Genomic DNA, 26,163 nt, shown 5'->3' on the forward strand with positions numbered 1-26,163 from the left:
AGAATGACAAAGTACGGGAATTTAACTCAAACTAATACCTAGAAATACTGCCTTATTGAGGTAGTCTGTATATTTTTTCGCGAAAGCGAACAGCTAACAATTAATTCTCTTAATTTTGTCATCTATGGAAGAACAGAAGACCACACGTATTAATAAGTATCTAAGCGAAGTAGGATACTGCTCTAGAAGGGCAGCCGATAAGTTGATAGATCAAGGTCGCGTCACCATAAATGGTAAGGTGCCTGAGATGGGAACTAAAATTGTAGCTGGAGATGTTGTACGTGTAGATGGTGAGTTGGTTGCTGCGCCTAAAGAAGACTTTGTATATCTGGCATTTCATAAACCCGTAGGGATTGTATGTACCACTGACACTCGTGTAGAGAAAGATAATATCATAGATTTTATTAACTATCCGAAACGTATTTTTCCTATCGGACGGTTAGACAAACCTAGCGAGGGTCTTATTTTCTTAACCAATGATGGTGATATTGTCAATAAGATATTGCGAGCACGCAACAATCATGAAAAAGAATATGAAGTTACTGTAGACAAACCTATTACGCCTTCTTTCATACAGCAAATGAGTAATGGTGTACCTATCCTAGATACCGTTACACGTAAGTGCAAAGTAGAACGTATAAGCCGTTTTAAATTTAAAATTATTCTGACTCAAGGATTGAATCGTCAAATTAGGCGTATGTGTGAATATTTAAATTATGATGTGATACGCTTAAAGCGAAATCGTATTATGAATGTATCGCTAGATCTTCCTGTTGGAAAATGGAGAGATATTACAATTTCAGAACTTGCTGAAATCAATAGGCTTGTAGAAAATTCTGAGAAAACACATAATTCAAAAGATAATTAAATAGGTAATTCTATACTTTCCAATAGTTCTGCTTTTTTCTGAAATATCAACCATATTAAGAAACCTTTATCTACAATATTCAAAATTAAATTTGTTTGATCATAATCTATAATATTTGGCTTTATATTCTTTTTAATTTGAAGAGAAGCTGCAGAATTCAAAGCTCCAGTGAGATTACCTAAATTTAATTTTTCTTTTCTAGGATGCTTTTCTCTTATTGTATCTTTTATAAATTTATAAGATAGACCATGCGTTAAATCTTCAACTTTAGCTTTCAGTATTGGATACATTAACCATTTATGCATTTCTAAATCAGTGCTTTGAAACCCATAATAAAATGCTCTCAAAAAAGCATTATATCTACCAGTCTGTTGGTTTATTATTCTTTTAGTAATTTCATAAACATCAATTTCTTTTGTGATATTTAATAAATGAAATTGTTTCTCATCAATACCATTAGAAATACAAATCTGTAAACAAATTTCTTGACATATGAAAACACTACCTAGACTCCATTTTATTATATCTAAAGTTAATTCATTAATAAAAGAAATATTTAGTAACTCTGCCCCTTTATTTATAACTCTCTTTAATTGATCACTTGACCATGAATCAGCATTAATAGCATAAATACGTCCTGCTAAATCGCCATTTAATAATGTTAATCTATTATCTTCTAGCCATACTCCAACTATTATAAATGTATAATTAGAATTTTCATGAAATGCTTTTAATTCAAATGCAAAATCAGTTTGAACTTCCTCTTTCAAATAATGAAAGTCTTCTAAAATAATATATTTATCAAAATCTATAGATTTTAACGCAGATATAATATCATTAGAATCATAAATATCTAACTCCAAAGGTTTTTGTTGTGTATTTTCAGACTCTCCTTCTTCGATTTCTCCACCAGCTTTTAAAAATGTAAAAAGATTAAAATCAGCTTTAACTTTTGCTTTTCCATCTATTGTTTTAGAACTTGAAACAGTTAACTCAAAACCTGCTCTTTTCAAGATTTGAGCGTTTAACTGTCCTATATCCCAAATATTAGAACAATGAACTGAAATATATTTTTCCTCTTCTAAATTATATTTTCTAAGACTAGTCTTACCTTGTTTGGAACTACCGTAAATTACTAAATGCTTATTGAACTTTAAAGAATTTCTAAAAACCTCATCAACTTTAGGTCTTTCTATATAATTCAAAGGTATTTTTCGTGATTGTCCAAAAACTTCATGGACTTTTAATTTTTTTGACATTTTAATAATTTATAATTTATAATTTCAGCTCAAAACTAGCAGAGATAGTCACTACAATAGACAATTCGCCTGGTGCAATAGTTTCGCCTCCTCCAGAAGAAGATTCCATAGCAAAATTAGCGCTTCGTAACTGAGGTCGAGGTACATTAGCAGATGCTTCACTTATTTGTACAGCTCTACCAATAGATTGGCCTATAGCTGTTGCATAGGTTTCTGCACGTTGTTTTGCATCAAGAATTGCTTTTACGCGCGCTTCAGATCGTAAGGATGCTGCTTTAGAGGACTTGAATTGAACCCCGTCTATTCGATTAATACCAGAGTTTAGTAAGCCAGAAATAATAGTTTCGTATTGCTTTATATCTTTAAGAAGTACCGTAAGTGATTGATTTGCTTTATAAGAATATGTCTTTGTATTATAATCGTAATTCTTATTGAGATTGATATACTCTGTTTGTACATCTTCATCTTTCAGTCCTTCCGAACGTAAAAATTTAATAACCGCATTAATAGATGCATTATTTTCATTTTTTACACCCATAGCATCTTTGCCTTCACTCTCTACCCGTACTTTGATAGCAACCTGGTCTGGTACGACTTTAATAATTCCTTTTCCAGTGACGTTAACAAGAGATTCTGTGTGTGTTTGTGCCGTAAGACTCATAGTACATAATAATATAAAAAGATATAGTAATTTCATAACTAATACATAACCGTTAAATTTTACCTAATTTAATCATTACAAACAAGATAACAATAGGAATTGCTAGTAAAATAACCATTAATGTATTTGTAAATAATAAATCCGGAACCATCATTAAGGTGATAAGATATCCACCCACAGCACCGCCAAAATGTGCATCATGTCCTATATTATCATTACGAGCTCTCATTCCATAAATAGAATATAAAAGATATCCAATACCAAAAAGATACGCGGGCACAGGAATCACAAAATAAAGCCCTAACATCATATCTGGGTTTAATAAAATAGCGGCATATAAAACGCCAGAAACAGCACCACTAGCACCTAGAGCTGAATAATGATATTCATCTTTATGAAAGAAATAAGATAGTAAGTTTCCTATAATAAGACTTCCCACATAAATAACAACAAATTGAAAAACACTTAATTGACTTATGACGGGATTTGCAAAGAAATATAGTGTAAGCATATTTACAAAAAGATGCTCAGGATTTGCATGCAGAAAAGCAGAGCTTATCATACGTACCTGTTCTCCTCGTCGTATGGCGCCTATTTGAAATAAGTATTTATTTTTAAAATTATAATCATTAAAACCCTTTATTGAAAAGAGTACATTTATAGCAACAATAGCCATTGTTACAAGATGCATATCTGCCATAATTTATTCTTATTACGTAGTAAAGATACCTATATTTGCGGTATCTTATTATATCTATATTTTATAAATGCAAGCGATCGCTTTTTGGTTAATATATCCTTTACTTTGGACCTTATCTAAATTACCATTCAAAGTATTATACTTTATTTCTGATATGGTATATATTCTTATATATCATATGATAGGATATCGTAAAAAAACAGTTCGTTACAATCTTATAACGGCATTTCCAGATAAATCATCTCAAGAATTAAAACAAATAGAAAAAAAGTTCTATCATCATTTGTGTGATTTATTCATAGAGATGATCAAAACGCTTAGTATCACAAAAGAGCAGCTTACAACTAGAATGACATATACCAATATTGACGTTATTCAAGACTATGAAGCTAAAGGTAAAAGTGGTATTGTAATGTTAGGGCATTATGCCAGTTATGAATGGTCATTTGCTATACAATTACATGTTAAAAATACTGGACACGGTATTTACAAAAAAATCAAAAACCCCTATTTTGATAATTTAGTGAAGCGTATACGTGGTAGATGGAATACCGTATTAGTTGCCAATAAATATGCTTCGAGACTTATGGCAAAAAATATAGAAGAAGGTATTGTGAGTATGTACGGTTTTGTAGCAGATCAGTCACCAAGATTAGCAAAATCACATTATTGGACACAGTTCTTAGGACATGAACTACCTTTCTTTACAGGGGTAGAACGTATTTCTAAAGAACTTGACATGCCTATCGTCTATCTTAAAGTTAGAAAGACAAAACGAGGACATTATGAAGGTACTTTTATTGAACTAGCTAAAAATCCTAAAGAAATCCCTGATTATAAAATTACAGACGCTTTCGCGAAAATATTAGATGCACAAATACGAGAAGCACCAGCATATTATTTATGGACGCATAAACGTTTTAAACTGCTCGGCAGAAAACAAGAGTCAGCAGGAAAAGACAAAACTACTTAGGGGTTTGTAGTCAATTTAAAAATAAGAGGTGGATTCTTTTTTGCACCTTTTTCTTCTGAAGTAGCATCTTTAATATCAAATACTTGAATATATGTTCCTTTTTTGGAAGCCTTTAAATGGGCTAATGCTTTTTCATTAAGCATATTCCCTTGTACCACAACGGTAGGATAGCCTGGAAATTTCACTTTAAAGTTTGTCGTTTTAGCATTTCCATTCCCTTTAATGACAAAGTTCGTTAATGCTTCTTTAGAAACTTCAATACGATGAGCTACAGACTTCTTTTTTAACGATTGTGCATATGAGTTTGAGAATATGAAACATGCAAATAAAAGAACAATTACTATTTTTTTAAGATTCATGACAGGATGGTTTTTAACTAAATCACATTGACTTACATATTAAAAACCTATAAATCAATAGAATATTGCTTACACACTACTTTTTATAAAAGAGAAACCCTTCTTAAATTATTAAGAAGGGTTTCTTATACATATAATACCAGTTTACAAACCAGCAACTTCTTTAATTTCCTGAATCATAGCATCTGCAATACGAGTGGCTTCTTCTTGAGTAGCAGCTTCTGTATAGATACGAATAATAGGTTCTGTATTTGATTTACGAAGATGTACCCAGTGATGTTCAAAATCTATCTTCACACCATCTATGGTACTAATATCTTCATGAGCGTATTTCGTTGCCATTGTAGCCAATAATCCATCAACATCTAATTCTGGAGTCAATTGGATTTTTTGTTTACTCATAAAATAAGGAGGATAACTCGCTTTAAGTTGACTTACTGTCATATTTCCTTTAGCAAGATGCGTTAAGAATAATGCTGTTCCAACCAGACTATCACGCCCATAATGAGAAGCTGGATAGATGATACCTCCATTTCCTTCTCCTCCTATAACAGCATTCGTATCTTTCATAAGTTGTACTACATTTACCTCTCCCACAGCACTTGCATTATAAGTACCACCATGTTTACGTGTAATATCTCTAAGCGCACGAGAAGAAGATAAATTGGATACCGTATTACCTTTGGTTTCGCTCAACACATAATCAGCACAAGCAACCAGCGTATACTCTTCTCCAAACATTTCTCCTGTCTCATCTATAAAAGCTAGACGATCTACATCAGGATCTACTACAATTCCGAAATCAGCTTTTTCTTTTACAACCAGCGCACAGATATCTCCTAAATGTTCTTTAAGAGGCTCTGGATTGTGAGGAAAATGACCATTAGGTTCACAATACAATTCTACAGGAATTACGCCTAATTTATCTAATAATCTAGGAATCGCTATACCACCAGTTGAGTTTACACCATCTACTACTACTTTAAAATTAGCCGCTTTAATAGCATCTACATCTACTAATTCTAAATCTAGCACCTCATCAATATGCAAATCGATATAGGCATCATTTACTGTGATTTTCCCAAGATCATCTACTTCCGCAAAAGTAAAATCTTCATTTTCAGCATATTTTAAAATCTTCTCTCCTTCTACTCCATTCAAAAACTCTCCTTTACTATTAAGAAGTTTAAGCGCATTCCATTGTTTAGGGTTATGAGAAGCTGTTAGAATAATACCGCCGTCAGCATGTTCCATAGGTACAGCAACCTCTACTGTAGGTGTGGTAGAGAGACCTAGATCAATCACATGAATTCCCATACCTATTAGAGTATTCATTACCAATTCTTGAATCATAGATCCAGAAATACGAGCATCGCGACCTACAACAACACGGTAGGTTTCTTTATTGCGATCATTTTTAAGCCACGCGCCATAAGCAGCAGCAAATTTTACAGCATCTATAGGTGTCAAGTTATCACCAGTAGTTCCGCCTATGGTACCTCGTATACCAGAAATAGATTTTATTAATGTCATAGATTAAGTTGTTTGTTACGTTCAATATCTTTATTATAGGGGACTGCAAAAATAAGAAAAGACAACCGACTTTTAGACTAGCCTACGATATGATATATTTTTATTAAAAAATTAAAGGACATATTAATGGGAAATCCTGTAATAGCTTTTAGAGGTCATTTATAAAAGGTATCTTCACAACAATGAATTTTCTAGCACATATATACCTTTCTGGAGATGATGATATGGTGACCATAGGCAACTTTATAGCCGATGGCATTAAAGGGAAGAAGTACTTAAATTATCAGGAAGGAATTCAAAAGGGAATTCTCATTCACCGTTGGATAGATAGTTATACAGACAGCCATCCTATTACAAAGCAAAGCACCAAACGATTACATGCTAAATATGGGCATTATAGCGGTGTTATTGTAGATATTTTATATGATCATTTTCTAGCAAAAAACTGGTATCAATATCATGAACAACCATTAGAAGACTATGTAAATGACTTTTATGAACTTCTCAAAACCAACCATCATTTACTGACTACTAGAATACAAAAAATGATGGTACCGATGATGAAGCAAAATTGGTTGCTTAGTTATGCGACGTTAGAAGGAATTGAAACAGTACTCTACAATATGAATATCCGTATCAAAAATAGAGTCCCTATGGATGAGGCCATTCAAGATTTAAAAGAACACTATGAAGCTTTTGAAAAAGAGTTTACAGCCTTTTTTGAGGAACTACAAGCATTTATAGCTATCAAAATGAAAGAAATATAATATGGCTTCAGCATTTGGTCACGCATTTGCCGCAATTGCATTAGGAACAAGTATACCTAAAACATACAGAAGCACAAAATTTTGGATACTAGCAGTTATTTGCTCCATACTTCCAGATGCAGATGTAATAAGTTTTTCACTTGGAATTCCCTATGACTCTTTTTGGGGACATCGAGGTTTTAGTCATTCACTACTCGCTGCATGCATTGTTGGAGTACTTATAACGATCATTTTTTATCGCACTAGCATATTCTCTAAAAAAGGAATATCCCTCATCCTATTTTTCACCCTTGCAACTGCTTCTCATGCGGTATTAGATGCAATGACCACAGGAGGTTTAGGAGTTGCTTTCTTTTCACCATGGGATGATACACGGCATTTTTTCAGTTGGAGACCTATTCAAGTTTCTCCCATAGGTATTCAAAATTTCTTTAGTAAATGGGGATTACGAGTCATCTTAAGCGAACTCATCTATATCTTCATTCCAGCAGCAGTATATATGGTGATCTCCTATCTTATCAATAAGAAAAGGAAGTAATTTTTATACGCTTTCGCGAAAGCAAACTTATGAGACAGGCAGGCAGTTTCACGGCCATAGGGAGAGTGAAACGATAAAGCCTACCAAGATTTATAAAATTTACAACAATAAATTAACACATTTAGACACAACCTTTTGGTACTTTTAGACTCTTATAGATATAAGCTACAAATATCGTAGGAGCAGTCTGAATAGTGTGGTGCTTATTCAGACTGTTTTTTTATCTAGCATCTTCAACAACGTATCCCCTTCTTATTATTAAAAGAATTAAGTAGTAAAATACGTGTTTCGCAATTCCCTTAAAAACACCCAATAAAAACACTTTATATTGATAATCAATTATTTAAATTTTAATCAACACCTTAATACTCCTGTAATTTAGTGCTCGTTAAGTAGAAGATATAGCACGTAAATTGATCAATAGTATCTTCAAAAAAAACGAGAGCGTATACTGAAAAGCTATAATAGAGTAAGTAGTATATTTAAATCACAAACATTATGAGTAAGACAATAGACATTCAAGTAACCTTGGACGAGCTGGGGAATTATGAAACAATACCCTAATCCAAGTAAGGATCAAAATAACCCAACAGGAATTGCCCACAACTTTGGGTATATGGTAGCTACTTCAAATACGATATCTGGTAGCGGTACTGGAGACCTTACATTTTCTGCAAATGTAGGAGATGTAGTACGTTTCTTTGGAATAACTGCCTCTAACAATTTTGAAAATTCAGCACTTATTTATGGAATCAATAAATTTAGTGGAACCCAAGTTTTTTCAGAATTTGAAAACAAAACTTTTACAAAATCTGGCGTTTCTCCTTCGGAAAGAGATGTATTGCCCGCAGATATAAGTGATCAAAAGTTTTGGTTTTTTGAAGCCGATGTTATGAACAAAGAAACAGAAGGTTATAAAGTTGTTTTTGCTTTATATTCAAGAGATAATTCTGGACAGCCTGTACTATTTGGATACTACCAGTGGGACCCAACAATTCTAGTAGCTGGATAAATAATTACTAAGATTCTTATCTTAAATAGCCTTTTAAGCACACCTGTATTTAAAAGGCTATTTTTTGTCTAAAAGTAAAATGACAATGAATCATTTTCTATAACAAGTATTCCAAATTCCATTCTTAGAATTTTAAAATGTGTTAGATACATTACATTTTTCAGCAAATGCTATTGAAAATAAAATAATCACAAAACACACGTTAACAGACACTTACCTACGTATTTAAAAAAAATGTAAGTAACGCTTTTTAGCGTCGACCATTTTTACAATTAAAATTACTATTGATTATTTATCGATTTGAAATAGAGAATACATACAAATGGTATCTCATTTTAAATGGAACGACAAAACCCCAAGTCATGATAAAAATAAACACACTAGTAGTTATAGTAAGTATGTTTTTGACATATACACTACAAGCTCAAGTTGGTATAAATACGATTACCCCTGATCCCAGTTCTATATTAGATATAGTTGCTGATGATAAGGGCATTTTGATTCCGAGAGTTTCTTTAAATGGAAAGGATGATAATACAACCATTAGATTACAACAAAATGAAACAAGACCAGCTACTGGATTATTAGTATATAACTTATCAGATGCAGGTACAGGTGATAATACCATTGCCCCAGGTTTTTACTATTACAATAAGGGTGCATGGGTACGACTTCATGATGAAGGATTTAGCTTAGAGTTTGATCAAACGCAAGAAGTACAAGCATCAAGTAATGCTAACACGTATATTGCTATCCCTGGCTTAGATACAGGAATTATAAAATTACCCTATGCTGGTGTTTATAAAGTTTCTGGAACAGGATTTTATTCAGCTGGACCTAGAGCTGGAGGTAATGGTAATGGAAATAGTAATGGAGATGGTGTAGGTATTGCTTCTATTGCCTTAGAAATGGAAGTAAACGGAATAACATCTATTGTAAAAGAACGATTTGTAAATGGTGTTTCTATAGATTTAGGCAACAATAGAAGATTTGACAGTATCGGTCAAGAAATATCTTACTCTTTTTCGTTTGAAGCAAGTCCAGCAGAAGAATACCGTTTTATTGTAAAAGGACGTGAATGGAATTCTGTAAATACTACAGAAGAAGGCATTTTCGGAAAAGACACAGCTGGTTTTACACGCTCAAATGGGCAAGATGATGCCTATAGAGGTTCATTAATTATCACTCTAACAAGACAGTTCTAAACACAACACATATCATATAACAACATTCCCATACATTCTTTAACAAGAACATTCTAAATCCCCAAATCATGAATAAATTGTTACTATCTAGCATACTGTTATGCTTATTTTCCCAAATTTTCTATAGTCAAGTGGGTGTCAATACAACTCAAGTAGATCCAAGTGCTTTATTTGAAGTAAAAGCCACAGACAAAGGTATCTTAACTCCAAGAGTAGCATTGGTTGCTATAGATAATATAGAAACACCTATCAAAAACCCTGCTCCTGGTTTATTTATTTTCAATACTGCAACTTCTACCTCTGAAGATACGCTATCTACAGCAGTATCTCCAGGTTTCTACTATTTTGATGGTTCTATATGGCAACGTATTTTTAATAATGGGTTTGCACTAGAATTTAAACAAACCGCAGAGCTTATGGGTGTGGTTTCTTCACAAGCATTACCTATTCCAGGCTTAGACACTGGAGACTTTACAGTTCCTTTTAAAGGTACATATCAAATAAAAGTAACCGCTTATTATACAGCAGGAGATCCTATTAATGATACGGATGCTGCTTGTCAAGGAGATTTCAGACTCTACCAAGTAGACAGTGATAATACTCGAAATTTTTTAGAAATGACCTATGTCACTTCAGAATCTAAGTATATAGATAATGCCGTTGGAGAATTCAACAATTTAGGAAATCAGTATACTTTTCTTCATAACATTGATTTAGATGCAAACACCAATTATCGATTTTTAATCGCTGGAAGTCAGTGGATTTGCCACAATACTAACATCAGTTACTTTGGGAAAGAAACAGCCGATTTTAACGGATCTAATGGACTAGAAGATGGTCAATATGGAGAAATGACGATCACGCTTGTAGAACAAAAATAAGAACCTTCAAAAATGACCTCATGAAAAAATTACAATACATTTCATTTTACGCTATTATTTTTCTCTTTTGCATTCATAGTAGTGCGATAAATGCGCAAGTGGCTATAGGAACTACACAACTAGATGCAGGAGCCATTTTTCAGGCTGAAAGTGATAACAAAGGAGTTCTTATCCCAAGGATAACCCTAACATCCAATATCGATACTAATACCATTCAAAACCCTGCCGAAGGATTAACCATTTATAATACAGCTACCGTAAATAACTTATCAAACTCAGTAACCCCAGGATTATATTATTGGAATGGAGAACAATGGAGTCGCGTATTATCTAGAGGATATAGTCGTCAGTTTCTTCAAACAGATCAAAACTTTGCCAATACCATAGCCGATATTCCTATTAATGGATTGAATCAAACTATAGAAGTTCCCTTTTCAGGAATCTATAGAGTTATTGTAACCTCACACTTTGGTGTTGCTACCGTATCAAACCCAAATGTAGCCGATGATAATGCCGCAATAGCTTCTATGCGAATAGAAGTAGATGCTGAGGTGATTGGAGAAAAATTAATAACTGCTTATTCAAAATTTGTAGATGATACTGCTACTGGTGGTGATGGATCTATTAATTTCTTTGCATTATCCAGACAGATCGTTATTACTAAAGATATTGAATTACTTGCTGGACAAGCTTATAACTTTAATGTAATAGGCCGTTTATGGGACTGGACCAATGTAGCACCTGCTGTTGGTGGATTTGGATATTTTGGATTAAACACAACCCTCTACGAAAGAAACCCTAACCTCACTGACGATGCTTCAAGAACAGAAATGACTATTAATTTAGTAAGGCAATATTAACATCGTATATCTCAGTATTGAAGATATAACAGGTAACAAAAAGTAAATAAGAGGCTCTTTTTAATATAAATCATAAAAATAATAAGCTATGTTAGAAAAACTCAGAAGACAGGAAATCCAAAAACTCCAAACTATTTACGGAGGTAATGACATCATTATAGAAGATCATGTCATATTAAAAGAAGATATTGTTATAGAAGACAATGTATTATAGAAGTTATTATAGTGTACTCTACACACTAATCTCGATCCCTCTAAAGCATTATTTTAGAGGGATCTTTTTTAATCCTCTTTTCTATCTTCCTAAGAATCCCTATTTTTAAAAAGTGAAGAAACTAAACCCTTCACTTTAATTATGAAATACACCATCGTATCCCTTTGCACCCTTCTATTCCTAATCACAAGTTGTAAAACGGAAACCCCTCAAGAAAAAAGAGAAATCAAACGCGGACTTATTACTCAGAAAGCTATGGTCGTTTCTGCCCGTGAAGAGGCTTCAAAAATTGGATCTATGATAATGGAACAAGGTGGTAATGCCTTTGATGCTATGGTGGCTACAGAAATGGCACTTGCCGTTACGTATCCGTATGCTGGAAATCTTGGCGGAGGCGGTTTTATGGTATACCGTACCAATGACGGTACTGTAGGTGCACTTGATTATCGAGAAAAAGCACCCAGCGCAGCAGATAAAGATATGTATTTAGATGAAGAAGGAAATGTGATCCCAAACCTGAGTACAGAAGGTGCTATGGCTGTAGGTGTACCAGGAACCATTTCAGGTATCTTTGCCGCCCATGAGAAATTTGGCACCATGCCCATAGAAAAACTATTACAGCCCGTGGTAGATTTAGCTAGAAACGGATATGTCGTAACTGAAAAACAAGCAGGGCGTTTTGAAAAATATAGCGAAGTATTTAACCGTGTAAATGGTGATAGCACTATGCTATATAGCACCGCTTTCGCGAAAGCGGAAACCGTAAAAAATCCTGCATTAGCAGCAACTTTAGAACGTATCATCGCCAACGGTAAATCCGAATTTTACGGTGGTGAGACTGGACAGAAAATGGTCGAATACTTACAAAACAAAGGAGGCATTATGACCGTAGACGATCTAAAAGCCTACGAAGCACAATGGCGTACACCTGTCACCTTTGAATACGATAACCTTAAAATTGTTTCTATGAGTCCACCGTCTAGTGGAGGCGTTTGTTTAGCACAAATCATGGAAATGATAGAGCCCTATGATGTTTCGCAATACGGACATAATTCAGAAAAAGCTATTCAAGTCATTACAGAAGCAGAACGCCGTGCGTATGCAGATCGTAGTTTTTATTTAGGAGATCCTGACTTTGTAGATATTCCTATCGAAACCTTAATCTCAGACACATATAGTAAAAACCGAATGGATACTTTCTCTTGGGATAAAGCAACCCCATCTAGTGAAATCAATCATAGTGACTTACCGGGTTACGAAAGTATGGAAACTACCCACTACTCTATCGTAGATCAGTTTGGAAATGCCATTGCGGTAACCACAACACTTAATGGTGCTTTTGGCTCCAAGCTGTATGTAGACGAGCTTGGTTTCTTTTTAAATAATGAAATGGATGATTTCTCATCAAAACCAGGCGTGCCTAATATGTTTGGATTATTAGGAGCAAAAGCCAATGAGATTGCTCCTGGAAAACGTATGCTATCCAGTATGACGCCTACATTAGTAGAAAAAGATGGAGAATTTTGGATGACGGTAGGAACACCTGGAGGTTCTACGATTATCACATCGGTTTTACAAACTATTCTGAATGTTCACGAATTTGACATGGGAATGCAAGAAGCTGTAAATGCCCCTCGTTTCCATCACCAATGGTTACCAGATATTGTAATGTTTGAACCAAATAGCTTTGATGCTACATTACTCGAAAACTTAAAAAACAAAGGCTATAATCCCAATGAAGATGTATCTCCCGTGATTGGAAAAGTTGATGGTATTCTCGTACTACCTGATGGTACCTTAGAAGGAGGCGCCGATCGTCGTGGTGATGATACTGCTGTTGGGTTTTGATTCTAAACATGTCAGTCTGAGCTTGTCGAAGACAATGTATACCAAGAAGATAGTATTCTCAGCACTTCAACAAGCTCAGTGTGACAATAAAGTATAAGAAATCAATTTTAAGTGATTGATTGATTGATTGGTTGAAAATGAATGATCCTAAAATCATCATTGTAAGCGAATCGCAGGTGGTTGAGTGATTTTTCGCCGAAAGGCAAAATTGTACCGAAACCATCTACATCTTATACTTCCCTGTAGCATAGGAAGCCACGATACTACTATTAGGTGTTTTGCAATTCCTAGGAAAGTCAAAGAAATACATACATGTAGGTAGTCCGTTTTTAAAAGTGATTCGTACACTACCATTCCCACTTCCAAACATACTTTTATAGGAATAATTTGCTACCATCTCGCGAGGTCTAGACTGATTATCTCTTGCAGTTACGCGTACACTAGTGATACTGTTACTAACGTATCGATTCATCGCCCACGTCTTGCTTTGATTAGCCACAAGATCATTGAATAACTGTTGATAGTTTTGATTTCCTGTAGGACCACCAGAGTTCTTTACTTTTTGATATATACTTTGGCTCGTAAGTCGGGTAGATTTCGTTTGCAATGCAAATGCTTTCAAATTCTTTTCAAAGAGTTCAAGAGCTGTTCCGTTACATCCATTTAACCGAAAGAACTGCTTCATATCTGCTTTTAGACCTTTAATCTTATGAATTTTATCTACAGAATTCCCAATAGCATTTTCATCAAATAATATCCCAAATTCGGCACCAGCAACATCAAGGGCAACTTGACTTACAAATTTTTCTTTCGCATTGTACAAACCTGGTTTAGCATACAAACCGCTTTCTACTTCCGTCCAACCAACACAAGTTCTGCTCACTTCATTACCATAAAAATCTTTCTCTACCATCCATTCTTGACACCTATCTACCATAATCGGAACTTTATTTTCAGGTAAGTAAGATGCACACTGTCCACCATACGCCTTTAAATAACTATCAAAAATATTTACGAAATCAGCACTATTTCTAGCTATTTTTATATGCTCAAAATGTCCTCTATAGATATAATCATAAAACTCAGCATAATAGAGTCCTTGCGTATTGAGCTCATTGTTTTGAGCTGTAAGATGTTGAAAAGATAGACCATAAGTACATATAACCAAACCTACAACAATGATTCTTTTTTTAGTATTTTTAAAAAAATTCATAACCCCCAAATTATTTAAATTCTTAATTATAAGATAAATATACATTCAAATCTTCAAAAATTTTTGAGGTAATCCATACAATAATATATGAACTTCGTTCCAGATCTCATCTCACAACTCAAAGCAATAGCAAATCCTACACTTGCCACAGAGATGAAAATCTATATGAGGAATAGATATGTATTTTTTGGAGTTAAAGCTCCCAAACGAAAAGCTATTCTTAAGCATACAATTAATAGCTACAAACCACAACTAGATAGACCAACAGTCATTCAAATTGTAAAAGAACTTTACAAATACCCAGAACGCGAACTCCACTACTGTGCTGTCGAACTTACGACCCGGTTTCTCAAAAAGAAATTCCATACAGAAGATATTTCTTTTATCGAACACCTTATCACTACACACTCGTGGTGGGATACGGTAGATATGATTGCCAAACATCATCTAGGTGGTTATTTAAGACTATTCCCAGAAGAAGCCTCTAAAGTGATTCAAAACTTTAGTCAGGCAAATTATCTCTGGCTCAATAGAAGTGCTATTCTCTTTCAATTAGACTATAAAGAGGAAACGAATAAAGAATTACTTTTTCAATTATGCCTAAAACATAAAGATACTGGTGAGTTCTTTATCAATAAAGCCATTGGTTGGGCATTACGAGAATATGGAAAAACAAACCCGCAAGCAGTAATTGCATTTGTCTCTGCCAATTGTCTAGCCCCTTTAAGTGAACAAGAGGCAATTAGAAAGCTACAATAAGCGCCCAACATAACCTTTTGAAATTTAGATTATTACACGATTTACCTTACGAGATATAAGTCTTTCTTATATTTTCACCAATAAATCATAAGCAATTAACAGTCAATACTTTATATTAACATCAAATCATTTTAATTATAGCTCAATCTTACTATCTTAATGAGGTAATCAATTACATGTCAAATATTTAAAACTAATTATTAATCATTAAATTTTACATTATGCTAAAAAAAATTGAAAATCTAGGAAAAACACTATCAAAAGACTCACAAAGAGAAGTAAATGGAGGAATGTTAAGTGAAGTTACCTGTAACAATCCGTATATTAATCCAGGTGGTCCTTGTGACCAAGGGTATTATCCGCACCCAACATTAGGACATTGTGTATGCTGTGCCTACTAATAGATACACAAACTAATAACAAAAAGAGGCTATTCTAAATAAGGTAGCCTCTTTTTATATATAGGACTCAGATATACGCTTTCAAGGAGTATGGCGACGTAGAAGTTTATACTGAGCATAGTCGAAGTACGAAATTGAGCCTGCGAGATTCACGACCAGAGGGAGAGCAAAGTGTTAAAGCATAATTATATAGAATTTATACTAAATACAGTTTAATTACTAAAGTCCAATTATAACCAGTTGTGCATTTAGATAATCATTACGCTAATTTTCTAGCGAAATTTTTAGTTTTTACCTCAATCCTAAAGGAAGAACTAAAAATTTCGTCGATATTCCCTTTAGGGTTAGGGAAAAATCGATGAAATTACTCAAAATGCGCAAAAAGTTAATTATTATAGAATCTATACTGAGCGTGGCTGAAGTACAAAACATATACATCTTGCATCACATTCTTAACTTCCTTATATTTAAGAACCATAACTACATCCTCCGTAAAGTGTTGTATATATCTTCAAAACTGCAACTTTACATTTCACTTAAAGTGAGCATTTTATAAAAATTATAGTATTTTTACTATGCATGCATAGTATTTTTATGTATATTTACAACGATTTCGAAACCTAATCATCCCTAATGAGAGATAAAACCATAGATTTTTGTTTGCGATATACTTGGCAAGCCGTTATTAAAATGTATAACGAACAAGCTTCAAAATATGATGCTACCATGGCACATGCGTTTGCATTATTAAGTATAGACCCAGAAGAAGGTACTCCTTCTACAGCCTTAGGTCCTCGTATGGGTATGGAAGCTACTTCCCTATCCCGAACACTTAAAACTATGGAAGACAAAAACCTTATCGTTCGTAAGCCAAATCCAGCCGATGGAAGAAGTGTTTTAATCTATCTTACAGATGATGGTCAACGTAAACGTCAGTATGCTAAAGATCACGTACTTCAATTTAATGATACCGTACGTAAAAATGTATCTGAAGAAGAAATTCTAGGTTTTTATAAGGTAATCGAAACGATAAACGACTTAGTGCAGAATAAGAAAATATTTAATCAAGAAGAAACGATTCATAAATAATGGCAAAACGTATAATAAGAAAAGTCGCTGTAATTGGTAGTGGTATTATGGGAAGCGGTATCGCTTGTCATTTTGCTAATATCGGTGTAGATGTACTCCTACTAGACATCGTACCCCGCGAATTAAATGACAAAGAGAAAGCAAAAGGACTTACACTAGAAGACAATGTGGTTCGTAACCGTATGGTAAACGATGCACTAAAAGCAGCTTTAAAAAGTAAGCCCTCTCCTATTTATAATCAAGCTTTTGCAAAACGTATTACAACGGGAAACCTAGAAGATGATATAGCAAAAGTAAAAGATGTAGATTGGATCATTGAGGTAGTTGTAGAACGTCTAGATATCAAACAACAAGTATTTGAAAATCTAGAAAAGCATAGAACGCCAGGAACCCTTATTACATCAAACACATCAGGGATTCCTATTCAGTTTATGAATGAAGGACGTAGTGAAGATTTCCAAAAGCATTTCTGCGGAACTCACTTCTTCAATCCAGCACGTTACTTAAAGTTATTTGAAATCATTCCAGGTCCCAAGACAGATCAAGGTGTATTAGATTTCTTAAACAATTACGGAGAGCAGTACTTAGGAAAAACATCGGTTGTTGCAAAAGACACGCCAGCCTTTATTGGAAACCGTATCGGTATCTTCTCTATCATGAGTTTATTCCATACCGTAAAAGAAATGGGATTAACCATAGAAGAAGTAGACAAATTAACAGGACCCGTTATTGGACGTCCTAAGTCGGCTACCTTCCGTACTGTAGATGTTGTAGGATTAGATACGCTCGTACACGTAGCTAACGGAATCGCTCAAAACTGTAAAGACGATGAGCGTAAAGAACTCTTTGGCTTACCAGATTTCATCAATACCATGATGGAAAATAAATGGTTAGGATCCAAAACAGGACAAGGGTTTTATAAAAAGACAAAAAATGTCGAAGGGAAAACAGAAATCCTTTCATTAGATTTAGATACCTTAGAATACCGCGAGAAAAAACGTGCGAAATTTGCAACCTTAGAACTTACAAAAACCATCGACAATGTAGTGGATCGTTTTAAAGTATTAGCAGGAGGAAAAGACAAAGCAGGTGAATTTTACCGCAAATCATTTGCACACCTATTTGCATACGTACAAAACCGTATCCCTGAAATCACTGACGAGCTTTATAAGATAGATGATGCCATGAAAGCTGGTTTTGGATGGGAACATGGTCCTTTCCAAATTTGGGATGCCATTGGGGTAGAAAAAGGAATCGAACTCATGAAAGCCGAAGGTCTTGAGGTTGCTTTATGGGTAACAGACATGATTGCTTCAGGAAGCACTTCCTTCTATACTGTAGCTGATGGAGCCACTCATTTTTATGATATCCCATCAAAAACACAAACCAAAGTACCTGGACAAGATGCTTTTATCATTCTAGATAATATCAGAAAACAAACCGAAGTCTATAAAAACTCAGGTGTTTCTGTTCAAGATTTAGGAGATGGCATCTTAAATGTTGAGTTCCGTAGTAAGATGAATACCATTGGAGGTGATGTATTAGCAGGATTAAATAAAGCCATTGATATTGCCGAGAAAGACTTTGCTGGACTCGTTGTAGGAAACCAAGGAGCTAATTTTTCTGTTGGAGCCAATATCGGAATGATCTTTATGATGGCTGTAGAGCAAGAATATGATGAGCTCAATATGGCGATCAAATATTTCCAAGATACTATGATGCGTATGCGTTACTCAGCCATCCCAACCATTTCTGCCGCACACGGTATGACCTTGGGAGGTGGATGTGAGTTATCATTACATGCAGATAAAGTAGTTGCTGCTGCCGAAACGTATATCGGACTCGTAGAGTTTGGTGTAGGTGTGATTCCTGGTGGTGGTGGTTCTAAAGAAATGGCATTACGTGCATCAGACACCTTCAAAAAAGGAGATGTAGAATTAAACATATTACAAGAAAATTTCTTAACCATTGGAATGGCTAAAGTATCAACATCGGCGTATGAAGCCTTTGATACGGGTATCCTACAAAAAGGAAAAGATATTGTTGTTGTCAATAAAGACCGTCAGATTGCCACGGCAAAAGCCCACGCAAAATTGATGGCAGATGCAGGATATACACAACCTGTAAAACGTAATGATGTCCTAGTATTAGGAAAGCAAGCCTTAGGAATGTTCTTAGTAGGAACAGACAGTATGGAAGCAAGTCACTATATCTCAGAGCACGATAAGAAAATAGCAAACAAGCTTGCCTATGTGATGGCTGGAGGAGACCTTTCAGAACCAACGAGAGTATCAGAACAATACTTATTGGATTTAGAACGCGAAGCTTTCTTATCACTCACAACAGAACGCAAAACGTTAGAACGTATTGAGCATATGTTGAAGAGAGGGAAACCGTTGAGAAACTAGTTGTAAAAGAGTCAGGAATCAAAGGATTCAAGAATCAGGACTTGATTACTATGCAATTTGATATAAAATATAAAAAATTTCGCTTTCGCGAAAGCGTATAAAGAAACAAGACTGAGTGCCAAAATAAATGAAGAGACATAATTTTAAGAAACTACAAATTTGGTCAGACAGTATGGAACTTACAGATGCTACATACAAAATGACGAAAACGTTTCCTGATTATGAAAAATTTGGATTAGTAAGTCAAATGAATAGATGTGCTGTTTCAATTGCAAGTAATATTGCTGAAGGAACTAGTAAAAGTACCGACAAGCATTTTTTAAAATATCTAGAAAATAGTTTAGGATCTGCTTTCGAATGGGAAACACAATTAATAGTCTGTAAAAGACAAAACTATATTGAAAAAGAAATGTTCACAGATTTGGAAAAGCAAGTAACACGATTACAAAGCAAAATTTCAAATTTTATGAACAGGTTTGAATAACAAGCGTCCTGATTCTTGAATCCTTTGATTCCTGACTCATTGAACGCAGTTCAATAAACATTAGATTATGACAAAGACCGCATATATCGTAAAAGCCTACCGTACAGCCGTAGGAAAAGCACCAAAAGGAGTATTTCGCTTTAAGCGAGCAGATGAGTTGGCAGCAGAAACCATTCAATATATGATGAATGAGCTACCCAACTTTGATAAAAAACGCATTGATGACGTTATTGTTGGTAATGCTATGCCAGAAGGATCACAAGGACTTAATATGGCACGCCTCATCTCATTAATGGGATTAGACATTATTGATGTACCCGGTGTGACTGTAAACCGTTTTTGCTCTTCAGGAATTGAAACTATTGGAATGGCCGTTGCCAAAATCCAAGCAGGAATGGCTGAATGTATCATCGCTGGTGGTGCTGAGTCTATGAGTTCTGTACCGATGACAGGATTTAAACCAGAATTAAATTACGACATCGTAAAATCTGGACATGAAGATTACTATTGGGGCATGGGAAATACAGCCGAAGCCGTAGCCAATGAGTTTAATGTATCTCGTGAAGATCAAGATGAGTTTGCCTATAACTCTCATATGAAAGCCTTAAAAGCACAAGCGGAAGACCGTTTTCAAGACCAGATCGTACCGATAGATGTAGAGCAAGTATATGTAGATGCCAACGGAAAGAAAGCCACAAAAAAATATACGGTAACTAAAGACGAAGGACCACGTGCAGGAACCAACACTGCCGTATTAAATAAATTACGTCCTGTATTTGCTGCTGGAGGAAGTGTGACAGCTGGAAACTCTTCACAAATGAGTGATGGTGCTGCTTTTGTACTCGTAATGAGTGAAGAAATGGTGAAAGAATTAAACATTGAGCCTATTGCACGTATGGTCAATTATGCAGCAGCAGGTGTACCACCACGTATTATGGGAATTGGACCAGTAGCAGCCATTCCAAAAGCATTAAAGCAAGCAGGATTACAACAAAAAGATATTGAGTTGATTGAACTAAATGAAGCCTTTGCTTCACAATCACTAGCCGTAATACGTGAGTTAGACCTCAATCCAGATATCGTAAATGTAAACGGAGGAGCCATTGCCTTAGGACACCCACTAGGATGTACAGGAGGAAAACTATCTGTACAACTCTTTGATGAGATGCGTAAGCGTGATATGACTGGAAAGTACGGAATGGTGACCATGTGTGTAGGAACTGGACAAGGAGCTGCTGGAATTTATGAGTTCTTGAAATAATTTCGCTTTCGCGAAATTGACCTAAGACGAAGAATACTAGCGTACTCTTGATGTAAGACATAAGATTTTAGCTAGCGCGAAATTGACTCAGGGTGGGAACACTAACGTGTTCTTGAATCAGGAACCAAGACTTTTTCGCTTTCGCGAAATTGAAGTAACGTGTGAATACTAGTGCATTCACATTCTAAAATTAGAGTAACACTCTAATACATAATACAAATAGAGTAATACTCTATTATATATAAACAGAATAAATTTTCGCGAAAGCGGACAACATATAAGTAATACTAAATTAATAATCAGACGAAAGACCTAAGCTAGTGACACATGTCCTACGTCTTAAGTCTTAACGTCCTAAGTCAATAGAGAAGATGAGCACAGAAGCAACAGAAAAAGATATCCTACGCGGCGGACAATTCCTCGTAAAGGAGACGGCATGTGAAGATGTATTTACACTAGAAGATATCAGTGAAGAACAGAAAATGATGCGTGATAGTACCAAAGAATTTGTAGATCGTGAGATTTGGGCGCATTGGGAACGTTTTGAGCAAAAAGACTATGCCTTTACAGAAGCATGTATGCGCAAAGCAGGTGAATTAGGATTATTAGGTGTTGCTGTGCCAGAAGCTTATGAAGGTCTTGGTATGGGCTTTGTCTCTACCATGCTAGTATGTGATTATATCTCTGGAGCAACAGGATCATTTAGTACTGCCTTTGGAGCGCATACAGGAATTGGTACCATGCCAATTACTTTATATGGTAACGAAGAACAAAAGAAAAAATATGTGCCAAAATTGGCAACTGGTGAATGGTTTGGAGCCTACTGTTTAACAGAGCCAGGTGCAGGATCTGATGCCAACTCCGGAAAAACAAAAGCAGTCCTTTCTGAAGACGGGAAAACGTATAAGATTTCTGGACAGAAAATGTGGATCTCCAATGCAGGATTCTGTAACCTATTTATCGTATTTGCACGTATTGAAGATGATAAGAATATTACAGGATTTATCATAGAAAACGATCCTAGCAACGGAATTAGTCTGGGAGATGAAGAGAAGAAATTAGGAATTCACTCCTCCTCTACCCGTCAGGTATTCTTTAGTGATACTGTCGTACCGGTAGAAAATATGCTTTCTGATCGTGGTAACGGATTTAAAATTGCGATGAATGCCTTAAACGTAGGACGTATCAAATTAGCTGGAGCATGTCTAGATGCACAACGTCGTGTGATTGATGAATCAATCAAATATGCAAAAGAACGTATTCAGTTTAAGACGCCTATTATTGATTTTGGTGCAATTAAAGCAAAATTAGCACTTATGGCAACCAATGCCTATGTAGATGAATCTGCATCCTATCGTGCTGCTAAAAATATAGAAGACCGTATCGCTATGCGCGAAGCGGCTGGAAATACACATCAGGAAGCAGAATTGAAAGGAGTTGAAGAATATGCGATTGAGTGTTCGATCTTAAAAGTAGCAGTTTCTGAAGATGTACAGCAAACGACTGATGAAGGTATTCAGATTTTTGGAGGAATGGGCTTCTCTGCAGATACTCCAATGGAATCTGCTTGGCGTGATGCTCGTATTGCTCGTATTTATGAAGGTACCAATGAGATTAACCGTATGCTTTCTGTAGGAATGCTTGTGAAGAAAGCTATGAAAGGTCATGTAGATTTCTTAGGTCCTGCAACAGCTGTTGGAGAAGAATTGGTAGGAATCCCTTCGTTTGAAACACCAGACTACTCAGCAACGCTTTCAGAAGAAAAAGCACTCTTAGCAAAGCTTAAAAAGGTATTCTTAATGGTTTCTGGAGCTGCGGTACAGAAATTTGGACCACAACTGGAAGAGCACCAACAATTACTCATGAGTGCAGCCGATATCTTAATCGAGATCTATATGTCAGAAAGTGCCATCTTACGTACAGAGAAAAATGCAAAACGTTTTGGAGAAGAGAGCCAAGCTACACAAATTGCGATGACTCAACTGTATTTATTTAATGCCGTAGACATCATCCAAACCAAAGCTAAAGAAGCGATTGTTTCTTTTGCAGAAGGTGATGAACAGCGCATGATGTTAATGGGATTAAAGCGTTTTACAAAATATCAAAATCAACCGAACGTGATTGCATTACGTAATCAAATTGCTGCCGATCTTGAAGAGAACGGACAGTATCGTTTTGATGGATAATACCCAACTTAATTTCTAAACAAACTATTAGATAGTTAAAAGCCACTTCATAACGAAGTGGCTTTTTTATTGGTTGAAGTTTCTTGTAAATACTTCCTCTGTCTTACTTTTCTTATGTTCTAAGTCGTGATTTCTGATTCCCTTGAGTTATGATTCTTTTTTAAATCCGCTTTCGCGAAAGCGTATAAAACATTATTCGTCTATATATTCAAAAACGCTATTTACTATAGCGGTTCTTATAAAGCATACATAAAAAATACATTATGATTTTGCTCGGTTGATAAGAATTTGATCATCCGAAAATTGCATCCAAGAAAGATCATAAACATAGTGATACATTTTTCCTTTACTATTAATATGGTAATGGGTATGGTATTTAAATCGAAACTTTTTTTGTTCTAATACGGTTCTTGAAACTTTGATTTGAACTTTATTTTTTCCTAATATTTCTAATAAAATAGATCGATTTCTATGTAAGAAACGATCAATAGAGATAGATACGTTATTTGTTACTTTTCGCAAATTGGTATGGTAATAATTTTTACATCGCACAGAGCAAAAAAGCTTGTCTTTCCTTCCTAAAAAGAACGTACTACATATTTTACATTTTCGTTGTGACTTCATCGTATTTTTAAAAATATAGAAAAACTGTATTTAACTACCTCAAATATAAGTTTTTAAATTTATTCGTTTTTAACGGTTATAAACGTTTACTATTATTTTTAAATCAAAAATTACAATACATTTAGTCCATATGGATTTTACAAACATAGCTCATATTCTAATTCGGAAAAACTATGCACCCAATACACAAAAGGTATACCTGAGGTGTCTGTTTGATTTTGAACGTTTCTGTAAAAAAGAATTCATTCCTTTACAAGAAGGTGTAGAGGCGTATATAAAGTATCTTATTACATCAGGCTATTCAGAGAGTGCCCAAAACCAAGCCATTAATGCGATTAAATTTTATTTTGAAAAAGTATTACATCTTGGCAAACAACACTATATAATAGATAGACCTAAAAAACCAAAGACCTTACCTACGGTTTTAGCTATGAAGGAGGTTTCTAGGCTTTTTGATGTCGTTGAAAACGATAAACACAAAGCTATATTACAAACTATATATGCTTGTGGATTGCGAATTTCTGAGTTGTTACATCTTGAAATAGCTCATATTTGTGGGGATCGTAAAACCTTTCATTTAAAAGGAAGTAAGGGTAAAAAAGACAGAATTGTACCTGTGCCAGAAGAATTGTTAGTACACTTACGTATATACTATAAAAAAAATCTACCGCACAAATATCTTTTTGAAGGGCATGGAAGTACAGCACTAAATCCTAAGCCCTATACTGCTGCAAGTATAAGAAAGTTACTACACAGAGCTGCAAAAAAAGCGCATATTAGAAAGACTGTAACGCCTCATACGTTAAGACATAGTTATGCAACACACTTATATGAAAATGGCATTAATTTAAGAAGCATACAAGTGCTATTGGGTCATAATTCTAGTAAAACTACAGAGATCTATACACATGTTACTAATATGCATATCAAAAACACACCGAGTCCTCTTCAATTTTTGAAAAAAAATGTAACTTAGACAGGTAATGATATACATGTAAAATATAGTACATGTATGATATAAAGTAGTTACCTGCAAGCTAAAAATGACGACAACGATTAGAAATAGAACACTTGAATTTTCAGTAACAGGACTATCTGTCGTATTACTTGCCTTGACAATTATGACATACTTCCTTGACCAAAACAAATCCAATTGGGTTTGCGGACCAGTTTTATTTCTAATCGAATTAATTGCACTTGGACTTCAAACCATTTTGACTGTTTCAATTTGGAAAACGACAAATGAGAAGACCAAATTAGCTCTGTTGGTGTTGAGTATTCTAATAATTGGTTTTATAGCCTATGGATTTGTGAATTTCAATCTGAACTGCACCTAATGACAACCAACTCAGACCTAGAATACATACTAATTACAACGCTGACAGTATTACTTTTTATCCTGCCAGTTGTCTTAACGCTAAATCGACTGAAACACAAAATGACTTTCAGCCTGACAAAAATAAGACTGCTTTTCAACTACTCTTTGATACCACAACTTGGACTTGGTCTCTTATTGTATTTGACTTTTTTGGTTTTCGGTGGAAACATATTCGGAAACCTTACAAAGACAAATTGGTTTGAGCTAATTTCAATTGCGACTTTGTGGTTTTACATAATCGGAGTGTTCTATTACATTCCCTCAGTAGTCGTTCTGAATTTAATAGTTGGACTGATAAATTTGATAAGAAAAAATAAAAAGCCAGCAGGTAACAATGTATAAAAAACATAGGGCGATTTAGGCTAAACTTGAAAGTCTGTGTTTCTTTATGAGGTCGCCAAATATAAAATTTGGCATTTACAAAAAATCATAAAAGCAAAATATTTATATTTGGCTTAGTACCAATCCGAAACGTATTGCTTATCAACTGCCCTACGTTTCTTATACTAACCGTTGGCAATAATTTGAATGAAAAACACAATTGGAATTTTAATATTAGTATCATTTTTACAAAGTTGTTCGAAAAACAAAATTAATCCTGATCTAATTGGAAATTGGAAATCTACCAAAAGCGCAAATATTGTTGAATTAAAATTTTTCGAAGATTCTCTGATTTACAACG

25 protein-coding genes are annotated in these 26,163 nt (G+C 34.7%); 18 read left to right on the top strand and 7 right to left on the bottom strand.

Annotation, left to right across the window (positions count from 1 at the left end; all coding sequences use genetic code 11):
* Positions 1 to 124: 124 nt before the first annotated feature.
* Positions 125 to 868: a 23S rRNA pseudouridine(2604) synthase RluF gene (gene rluF / locus Q1A01_RS22035; RefSeq protein WP_299685208.1), complete on the top strand. Its 744-nt coding sequence runs from the start codon at positions 125 to 127 to the stop codon at positions 866 to 868.
* On the opposite strand, the gene Q1A01_RS22040 is transcribed toward rluF, so the two are convergent.
* From Q1A01_RS22040 to Q1A01_RS22050, 3 genes are read right to left on the bottom strand one after another with little or no spacing between them, the layout of a single operon-like run.
* Positions 865 to 2,127, bottom strand: coding sequence for a hypothetical protein (locus Q1A01_RS22040; protein WP_299685210.1), 1,263 nt, complete (start codon positions 2,125 to 2,127; stop codon positions 865 to 867). The two genes, rluF and Q1A01_RS22040, sit on opposite strands and share 4 nt — an antisense overlap.
* Before the next feature lie 16 nt (positions 2,128 to 2,143).
* The gene (locus Q1A01_RS22045; protein ID WP_299685212.1) at positions 2,144 to 2,824 is read right to left on the bottom strand and encodes an SIMPL domain-containing protein; all 681 of its coding nucleotides are present in this window, start codon (positions 2,822 to 2,824) and stop codon (positions 2,144 to 2,146) included.
* Positions 2,825 to 2,840: 16 nt separating this feature from the next.
* The gene (locus tag Q1A01_RS22050; protein WP_299685214.1) at positions 2,841 to 3,488 is read right to left on the bottom strand and encodes a rhomboid family intramembrane serine protease; all 648 of its coding nucleotides are present in this window, start codon (positions 3,486 to 3,488) and stop codon (positions 2,841 to 2,843) included.
* Between the two features lie 67 nt (positions 3,489 to 3,555).
* On the opposite strand from Q1A01_RS22050, the gene Q1A01_RS22055 reads away from it, so the two are divergent.
* The gene (locus tag Q1A01_RS22055) at positions 3,556 to 4,461 is read left to right on the top strand and encodes a lysophospholipid acyltransferase family protein (protein WP_299685216.1); all 906 of its coding nucleotides are present in this window, start codon (positions 3,556 to 3,558) and stop codon (positions 4,459 to 4,461) included.
* On the opposite strand, the gene Q1A01_RS22060 is transcribed toward Q1A01_RS22055, so the two are convergent.
* Together Q1A01_RS22060 and glmM are read right to left on the bottom strand one after the other, a co-directional pair.
* A complete protein-coding gene (locus tag Q1A01_RS22060) occupies positions 4,458 to 4,820 on the bottom strand; it encodes a hypothetical protein (protein ID WP_299685218.1) in 363 nt (120 codons plus the stop codon). The two genes, Q1A01_RS22055 and Q1A01_RS22060, sit on opposite strands and share 4 nt — an antisense overlap.
* 144 nt (positions 4,821 to 4,964) lie before the next feature.
* Entirely contained in the window at positions 4,965 to 6,353 is a 1,389-nt protein-coding gene (gene glmM / locus Q1A01_RS22065; RefSeq protein ID WP_299685220.1) for a phosphoglucosamine mutase, read from the bottom strand.
* 182 nt (positions 6,354 to 6,535) lie between these two features.
* Here glmM and Q1A01_RS22070 point away from each other — a divergent pair, with 182 nt between their 5' ends.
* The 8 genes from Q1A01_RS22070 to ggt all read left to right on the top strand — a co-directional run bounded on the left by Q1A01_RS22070 (position 6,536) and on the right by ggt (position 13,678).
* On the top strand, positions 6,536 to 7,120 hold the full coding sequence (locus tag Q1A01_RS22070; RefSeq protein WP_299685222.1) for an acyl carrier protein phosphodiesterase: 585 nt from the start codon (positions 6,536 to 6,538) through the stop codon (positions 7,118 to 7,120).
* A gap of 1 nt (position 7,121) precedes the next feature.
* Positions 7,122 to 7,658, top strand: coding sequence for a metal-dependent hydrolase (locus Q1A01_RS22075; protein ID WP_299685224.1), 537 nt, complete (start codon positions 7,122 to 7,124; stop codon positions 7,656 to 7,658).
* 547 nt (positions 7,659 to 8,205) lie between these two features.
* Positions 8,206 to 8,670 (top strand): inclusion body family protein, encoded by a 465-nt coding sequence (locus tag Q1A01_RS22080; RefSeq protein WP_299685226.1) that lies wholly within the window; start codon positions 8,206 to 8,208, stop codon positions 8,668 to 8,670.
* Between the two features lie 362 nt (positions 8,671 to 9,032).
* Positions 9,033 to 9,875 carry a hypothetical protein gene (locus Q1A01_RS22085; RefSeq protein ID WP_299685228.1) on the top strand — a complete coding sequence of 281 codons (843 nt, stop codon included), beginning with the start codon at positions 9,033 to 9,035 and terminating at the stop codon, positions 9,873 to 9,875.
* Positions 9,876 to 9,943: 68 nt separating this feature from the next.
* Positions 9,944 to 10,756 carry a hypothetical protein gene (locus Q1A01_RS22090; RefSeq protein ID WP_299685230.1) on the top strand — a complete coding sequence of 271 codons (813 nt, stop codon included), beginning with the start codon at positions 9,944 to 9,946 and terminating at the stop codon, positions 10,754 to 10,756.
* Between the two features lie 20 nt (positions 10,757 to 10,776).
* Positions 10,777 to 11,616 carry a hypothetical protein gene (locus tag Q1A01_RS22095; RefSeq protein ID WP_299685232.1) on the top strand — a complete coding sequence of 280 codons (840 nt, stop codon included), beginning with the start codon at positions 10,777 to 10,779 and terminating at the stop codon, positions 11,614 to 11,616.
* Between the two features lie 88 nt (positions 11,617 to 11,704).
* Entirely contained in the window at positions 11,705 to 11,830 is a 126-nt protein-coding gene (locus Q1A01_RS22100; RefSeq protein WP_299685234.1) for a hypothetical protein, read from the top strand.
* A 141-nt stretch (positions 11,831 to 11,971) separates the two neighbouring features.
* On the top strand, positions 11,972 to 13,678 hold the full coding sequence (gene ggt / locus Q1A01_RS22105) for a gamma-glutamyltransferase (RefSeq protein ID WP_299685236.1): 1,707 nt from the start codon (positions 11,972 to 11,974) through the stop codon (positions 13,676 to 13,678).
* 223 nt (positions 13,679 to 13,901) lie between these two features.
* Here ggt and Q1A01_RS22110 read toward each other — a convergent pair whose 3' ends face one another.
* Complete coding sequence (locus Q1A01_RS22110; RefSeq protein ID WP_299685238.1) at positions 13,902 to 14,891, bottom strand: hypothetical protein; 990 nt, start codon at positions 14,889 to 14,891, stop codon at positions 13,902 to 13,904.
* An 87-nt stretch (positions 14,892 to 14,978) separates the two neighbouring features.
* On the opposite strand from Q1A01_RS22110, the gene Q1A01_RS22115 reads away from it, so the two are divergent.
* From Q1A01_RS22115 to Q1A01_RS22145, 7 genes are all read left to right on the top strand, one after another.
* Entirely contained in the window at positions 14,979 to 15,650 is a 672-nt protein-coding gene (locus tag Q1A01_RS22115) for a DNA alkylation repair protein (protein WP_299685241.1), read from the top strand.
* Between the two features lie 221 nt (positions 15,651 to 15,871).
* Complete coding sequence (locus Q1A01_RS22120) at positions 15,872 to 16,051, top strand: hypothetical protein (RefSeq protein WP_299685244.1); 180 nt, start codon at positions 15,872 to 15,874, stop codon at positions 16,049 to 16,051.
* Between the two features lie 633 nt (positions 16,052 to 16,684).
* Positions 16,685 to 17,140: a MarR family transcriptional regulator gene (locus tag Q1A01_RS22125; protein ID WP_299685247.1), complete on the top strand. Its 456-nt coding sequence runs from the start codon at positions 16,685 to 16,687 to the stop codon at positions 17,138 to 17,140.
* Positions 17,140 to 19,548: a 3-hydroxyacyl-CoA dehydrogenase/enoyl-CoA hydratase family protein gene (locus Q1A01_RS22130; protein ID WP_299685250.1), complete on the top strand. Its 2,409-nt coding sequence runs from the start codon at positions 17,140 to 17,142 to the stop codon at positions 19,546 to 19,548. Before Q1A01_RS22125 ends, Q1A01_RS22130 begins: the two co-directional genes overlap by 1 nt.
* A 127-nt stretch (positions 19,549 to 19,675) precedes the next feature.
* Complete coding sequence (locus Q1A01_RS22135; protein ID WP_299685253.1) at positions 19,676 to 20,032, top strand: four helix bundle protein; 357 nt, start codon at positions 19,676 to 19,678, stop codon at positions 20,030 to 20,032.
* A 67-nt stretch (positions 20,033 to 20,099) separates the two neighbouring features.
* Entirely contained in the window at positions 20,100 to 21,293 is a 1,194-nt protein-coding gene (locus Q1A01_RS22140; RefSeq protein WP_299685256.1) for an acetyl-CoA C-acyltransferase, read from the top strand.
* Positions 21,294 to 21,664: 371 nt separating this feature from the next.
* Positions 21,665 to 23,479 (top strand): acyl-CoA dehydrogenase family protein, encoded by a 1,815-nt coding sequence (locus tag Q1A01_RS22145; protein WP_299685258.1) that lies wholly within the window; start codon positions 21,665 to 21,667, stop codon positions 23,477 to 23,479.
* 261 nt (positions 23,480 to 23,740) lie between these two features.
* On the opposite strand, the gene Q1A01_RS22150 is transcribed toward Q1A01_RS22145, so the two are convergent.
* Positions 23,741 to 24,001, bottom strand: coding sequence for a hypothetical protein (locus Q1A01_RS22150; protein WP_299685259.1), 261 nt, complete (start codon positions 23,999 to 24,001; stop codon positions 23,741 to 23,743).
* 232 nt (positions 24,002 to 24,233) lie between these two features.
* Between Q1A01_RS22150 and Q1A01_RS22155 the strand changes: the two genes are divergently transcribed.
* Positions 24,234 to 25,079, top strand: a complete 846-nt coding sequence (locus tag Q1A01_RS22155; RefSeq protein WP_299685260.1) for a tyrosine-type recombinase/integrase — start codon at positions 24,234 to 24,236, stop codon at positions 25,077 to 25,079.
* The last annotated feature ends 1,084 nt before the right edge of the window (positions 25,080 to 26,163 follow it).

The sequence above is a fragment of the uncultured Dokdonia sp. genome (assembly GCF_947492815.1).
Classification (GTDB): domain Bacteria; phylum Bacteroidota; class Bacteroidia; order Flavobacteriales; family Flavobacteriaceae; genus Dokdonia.

Excerpts from the sequence above, each read along its gene's own strand:
- Q1A01_RS22080 (WP_299685226.1), top strand. The coding sequence starts at position 8,206 with ATGAAACAATACCCTAATCCAAGTAAGGATCAAAATAACCCAACAGGA.
- Q1A01_RS22095 (WP_299685232.1), top strand. The coding sequence starts at position 10,777 with ATGAAAAAATTACAATACATTTCATTTTACGCTATTATTTTTCTCTTT.
- Q1A01_RS22075 (WP_299685224.1), top strand. The coding sequence starts at position 7,122 with ATGGCTTCAGCATTTGGTCACGCATTTGCCGCAATTGCATTAGGAACA.
- Q1A01_RS22040 (WP_299685210.1), bottom strand. The coding sequence starts at position 2,127 with ATGTCAAAAAAATTAAAAGTCCATGAAGTTTTTGGACAATCACGAAAA.
- glmM (WP_299685220.1), bottom strand. The coding sequence starts at position 6,353 with ATGACATTAATAAAATCTATTTCTGGTATACGAGGTACCATAGGCGGA.
- Q1A01_RS22055 (WP_299685216.1), top strand. The coding sequence starts at position 3,556 with ATGCAAGCGATCGCTTTTTGGTTAATATATCCTTTACTTTGGACCTTA.
- Q1A01_RS22070 (WP_299685222.1), top strand. The coding sequence starts at position 6,536 with ATGAATTTTCTAGCACATATATACCTTTCTGGAGATGATGATATGGTG.
- Q1A01_RS22135 (WP_299685253.1), top strand. The coding sequence starts at position 19,676 with ATGAAGAGACATAATTTTAAGAAACTACAAATTTGGTCAGACAGTATG.
- Q1A01_RS22120 (WP_299685244.1), top strand. The coding sequence starts at position 15,872 with ATGCTAAAAAAAATTGAAAATCTAGGAAAAACACTATCAAAAGACTCA.
- Q1A01_RS22085 (WP_299685228.1), top strand. The coding sequence starts at position 9,033 with ATGATAAAAATAAACACACTAGTAGTTATAGTAAGTATGTTTTTGACA.
- Q1A01_RS22050 (WP_299685214.1), bottom strand. The coding sequence starts at position 3,488 with ATGGCAGATATGCATCTTGTAACAATGGCTATTGTTGCTATAAATGTA.
- rluF (WP_299685208.1), top strand. The coding sequence starts at position 125 with ATGGAAGAACAGAAGACCACACGTATTAATAAGTATCTAAGCGAAGTA.
- Q1A01_RS22060 (WP_299685218.1), bottom strand. The coding sequence starts at position 4,820 with ATGAATCTTAAAAAAATAGTAATTGTTCTTTTATTTGCATGTTTCATA.
- Q1A01_RS22110 (WP_299685238.1), bottom strand. The coding sequence starts at position 14,891 with ATGAATTTTTTTAAAAATACTAAAAAAAGAATCATTGTTGTAGGTTTG.
- Q1A01_RS22115 (WP_299685241.1), top strand. The coding sequence starts at position 14,979 with ATGAACTTCGTTCCAGATCTCATCTCACAACTCAAAGCAATAGCAAAT.
- Q1A01_RS22145 (WP_299685258.1), top strand. The coding sequence starts at position 21,665 with ATGAGCACAGAAGCAACAGAAAAAGATATCCTACGCGGCGGACAATTC.
- Q1A01_RS22045 (WP_299685212.1), bottom strand. The coding sequence starts at position 2,824 with ATGAAATTACTATATCTTTTTATATTATTATGTACTATGAGTCTTACG.
- Q1A01_RS22090 (WP_299685230.1), top strand. The coding sequence starts at position 9,944 with ATGAATAAATTGTTACTATCTAGCATACTGTTATGCTTATTTTCCCAA.
- Q1A01_RS22155 (WP_299685260.1), top strand. The coding sequence starts at position 24,234 with ATGGATTTTACAAACATAGCTCATATTCTAATTCGGAAAAACTATGCA.
- Q1A01_RS22125 (WP_299685247.1), top strand. The coding sequence starts at position 16,685 with ATGAGAGATAAAACCATAGATTTTTGTTTGCGATATACTTGGCAAGCC.
- Q1A01_RS22130 (WP_299685250.1), top strand. The coding sequence starts at position 17,140 with ATGGCAAAACGTATAATAAGAAAAGTCGCTGTAATTGGTAGTGGTATT.
- Q1A01_RS22100 (WP_299685234.1), top strand. The coding sequence starts at position 11,705 with ATGTTAGAAAAACTCAGAAGACAGGAAATCCAAAAACTCCAAACTATT.
- ggt (WP_299685236.1), top strand. The coding sequence starts at position 11,972 with ATGAAATACACCATCGTATCCCTTTGCACCCTTCTATTCCTAATCACA.
- Q1A01_RS22140 (WP_299685256.1), top strand. The coding sequence starts at position 20,100 with ATGACAAAGACCGCATATATCGTAAAAGCCTACCGTACAGCCGTAGGA.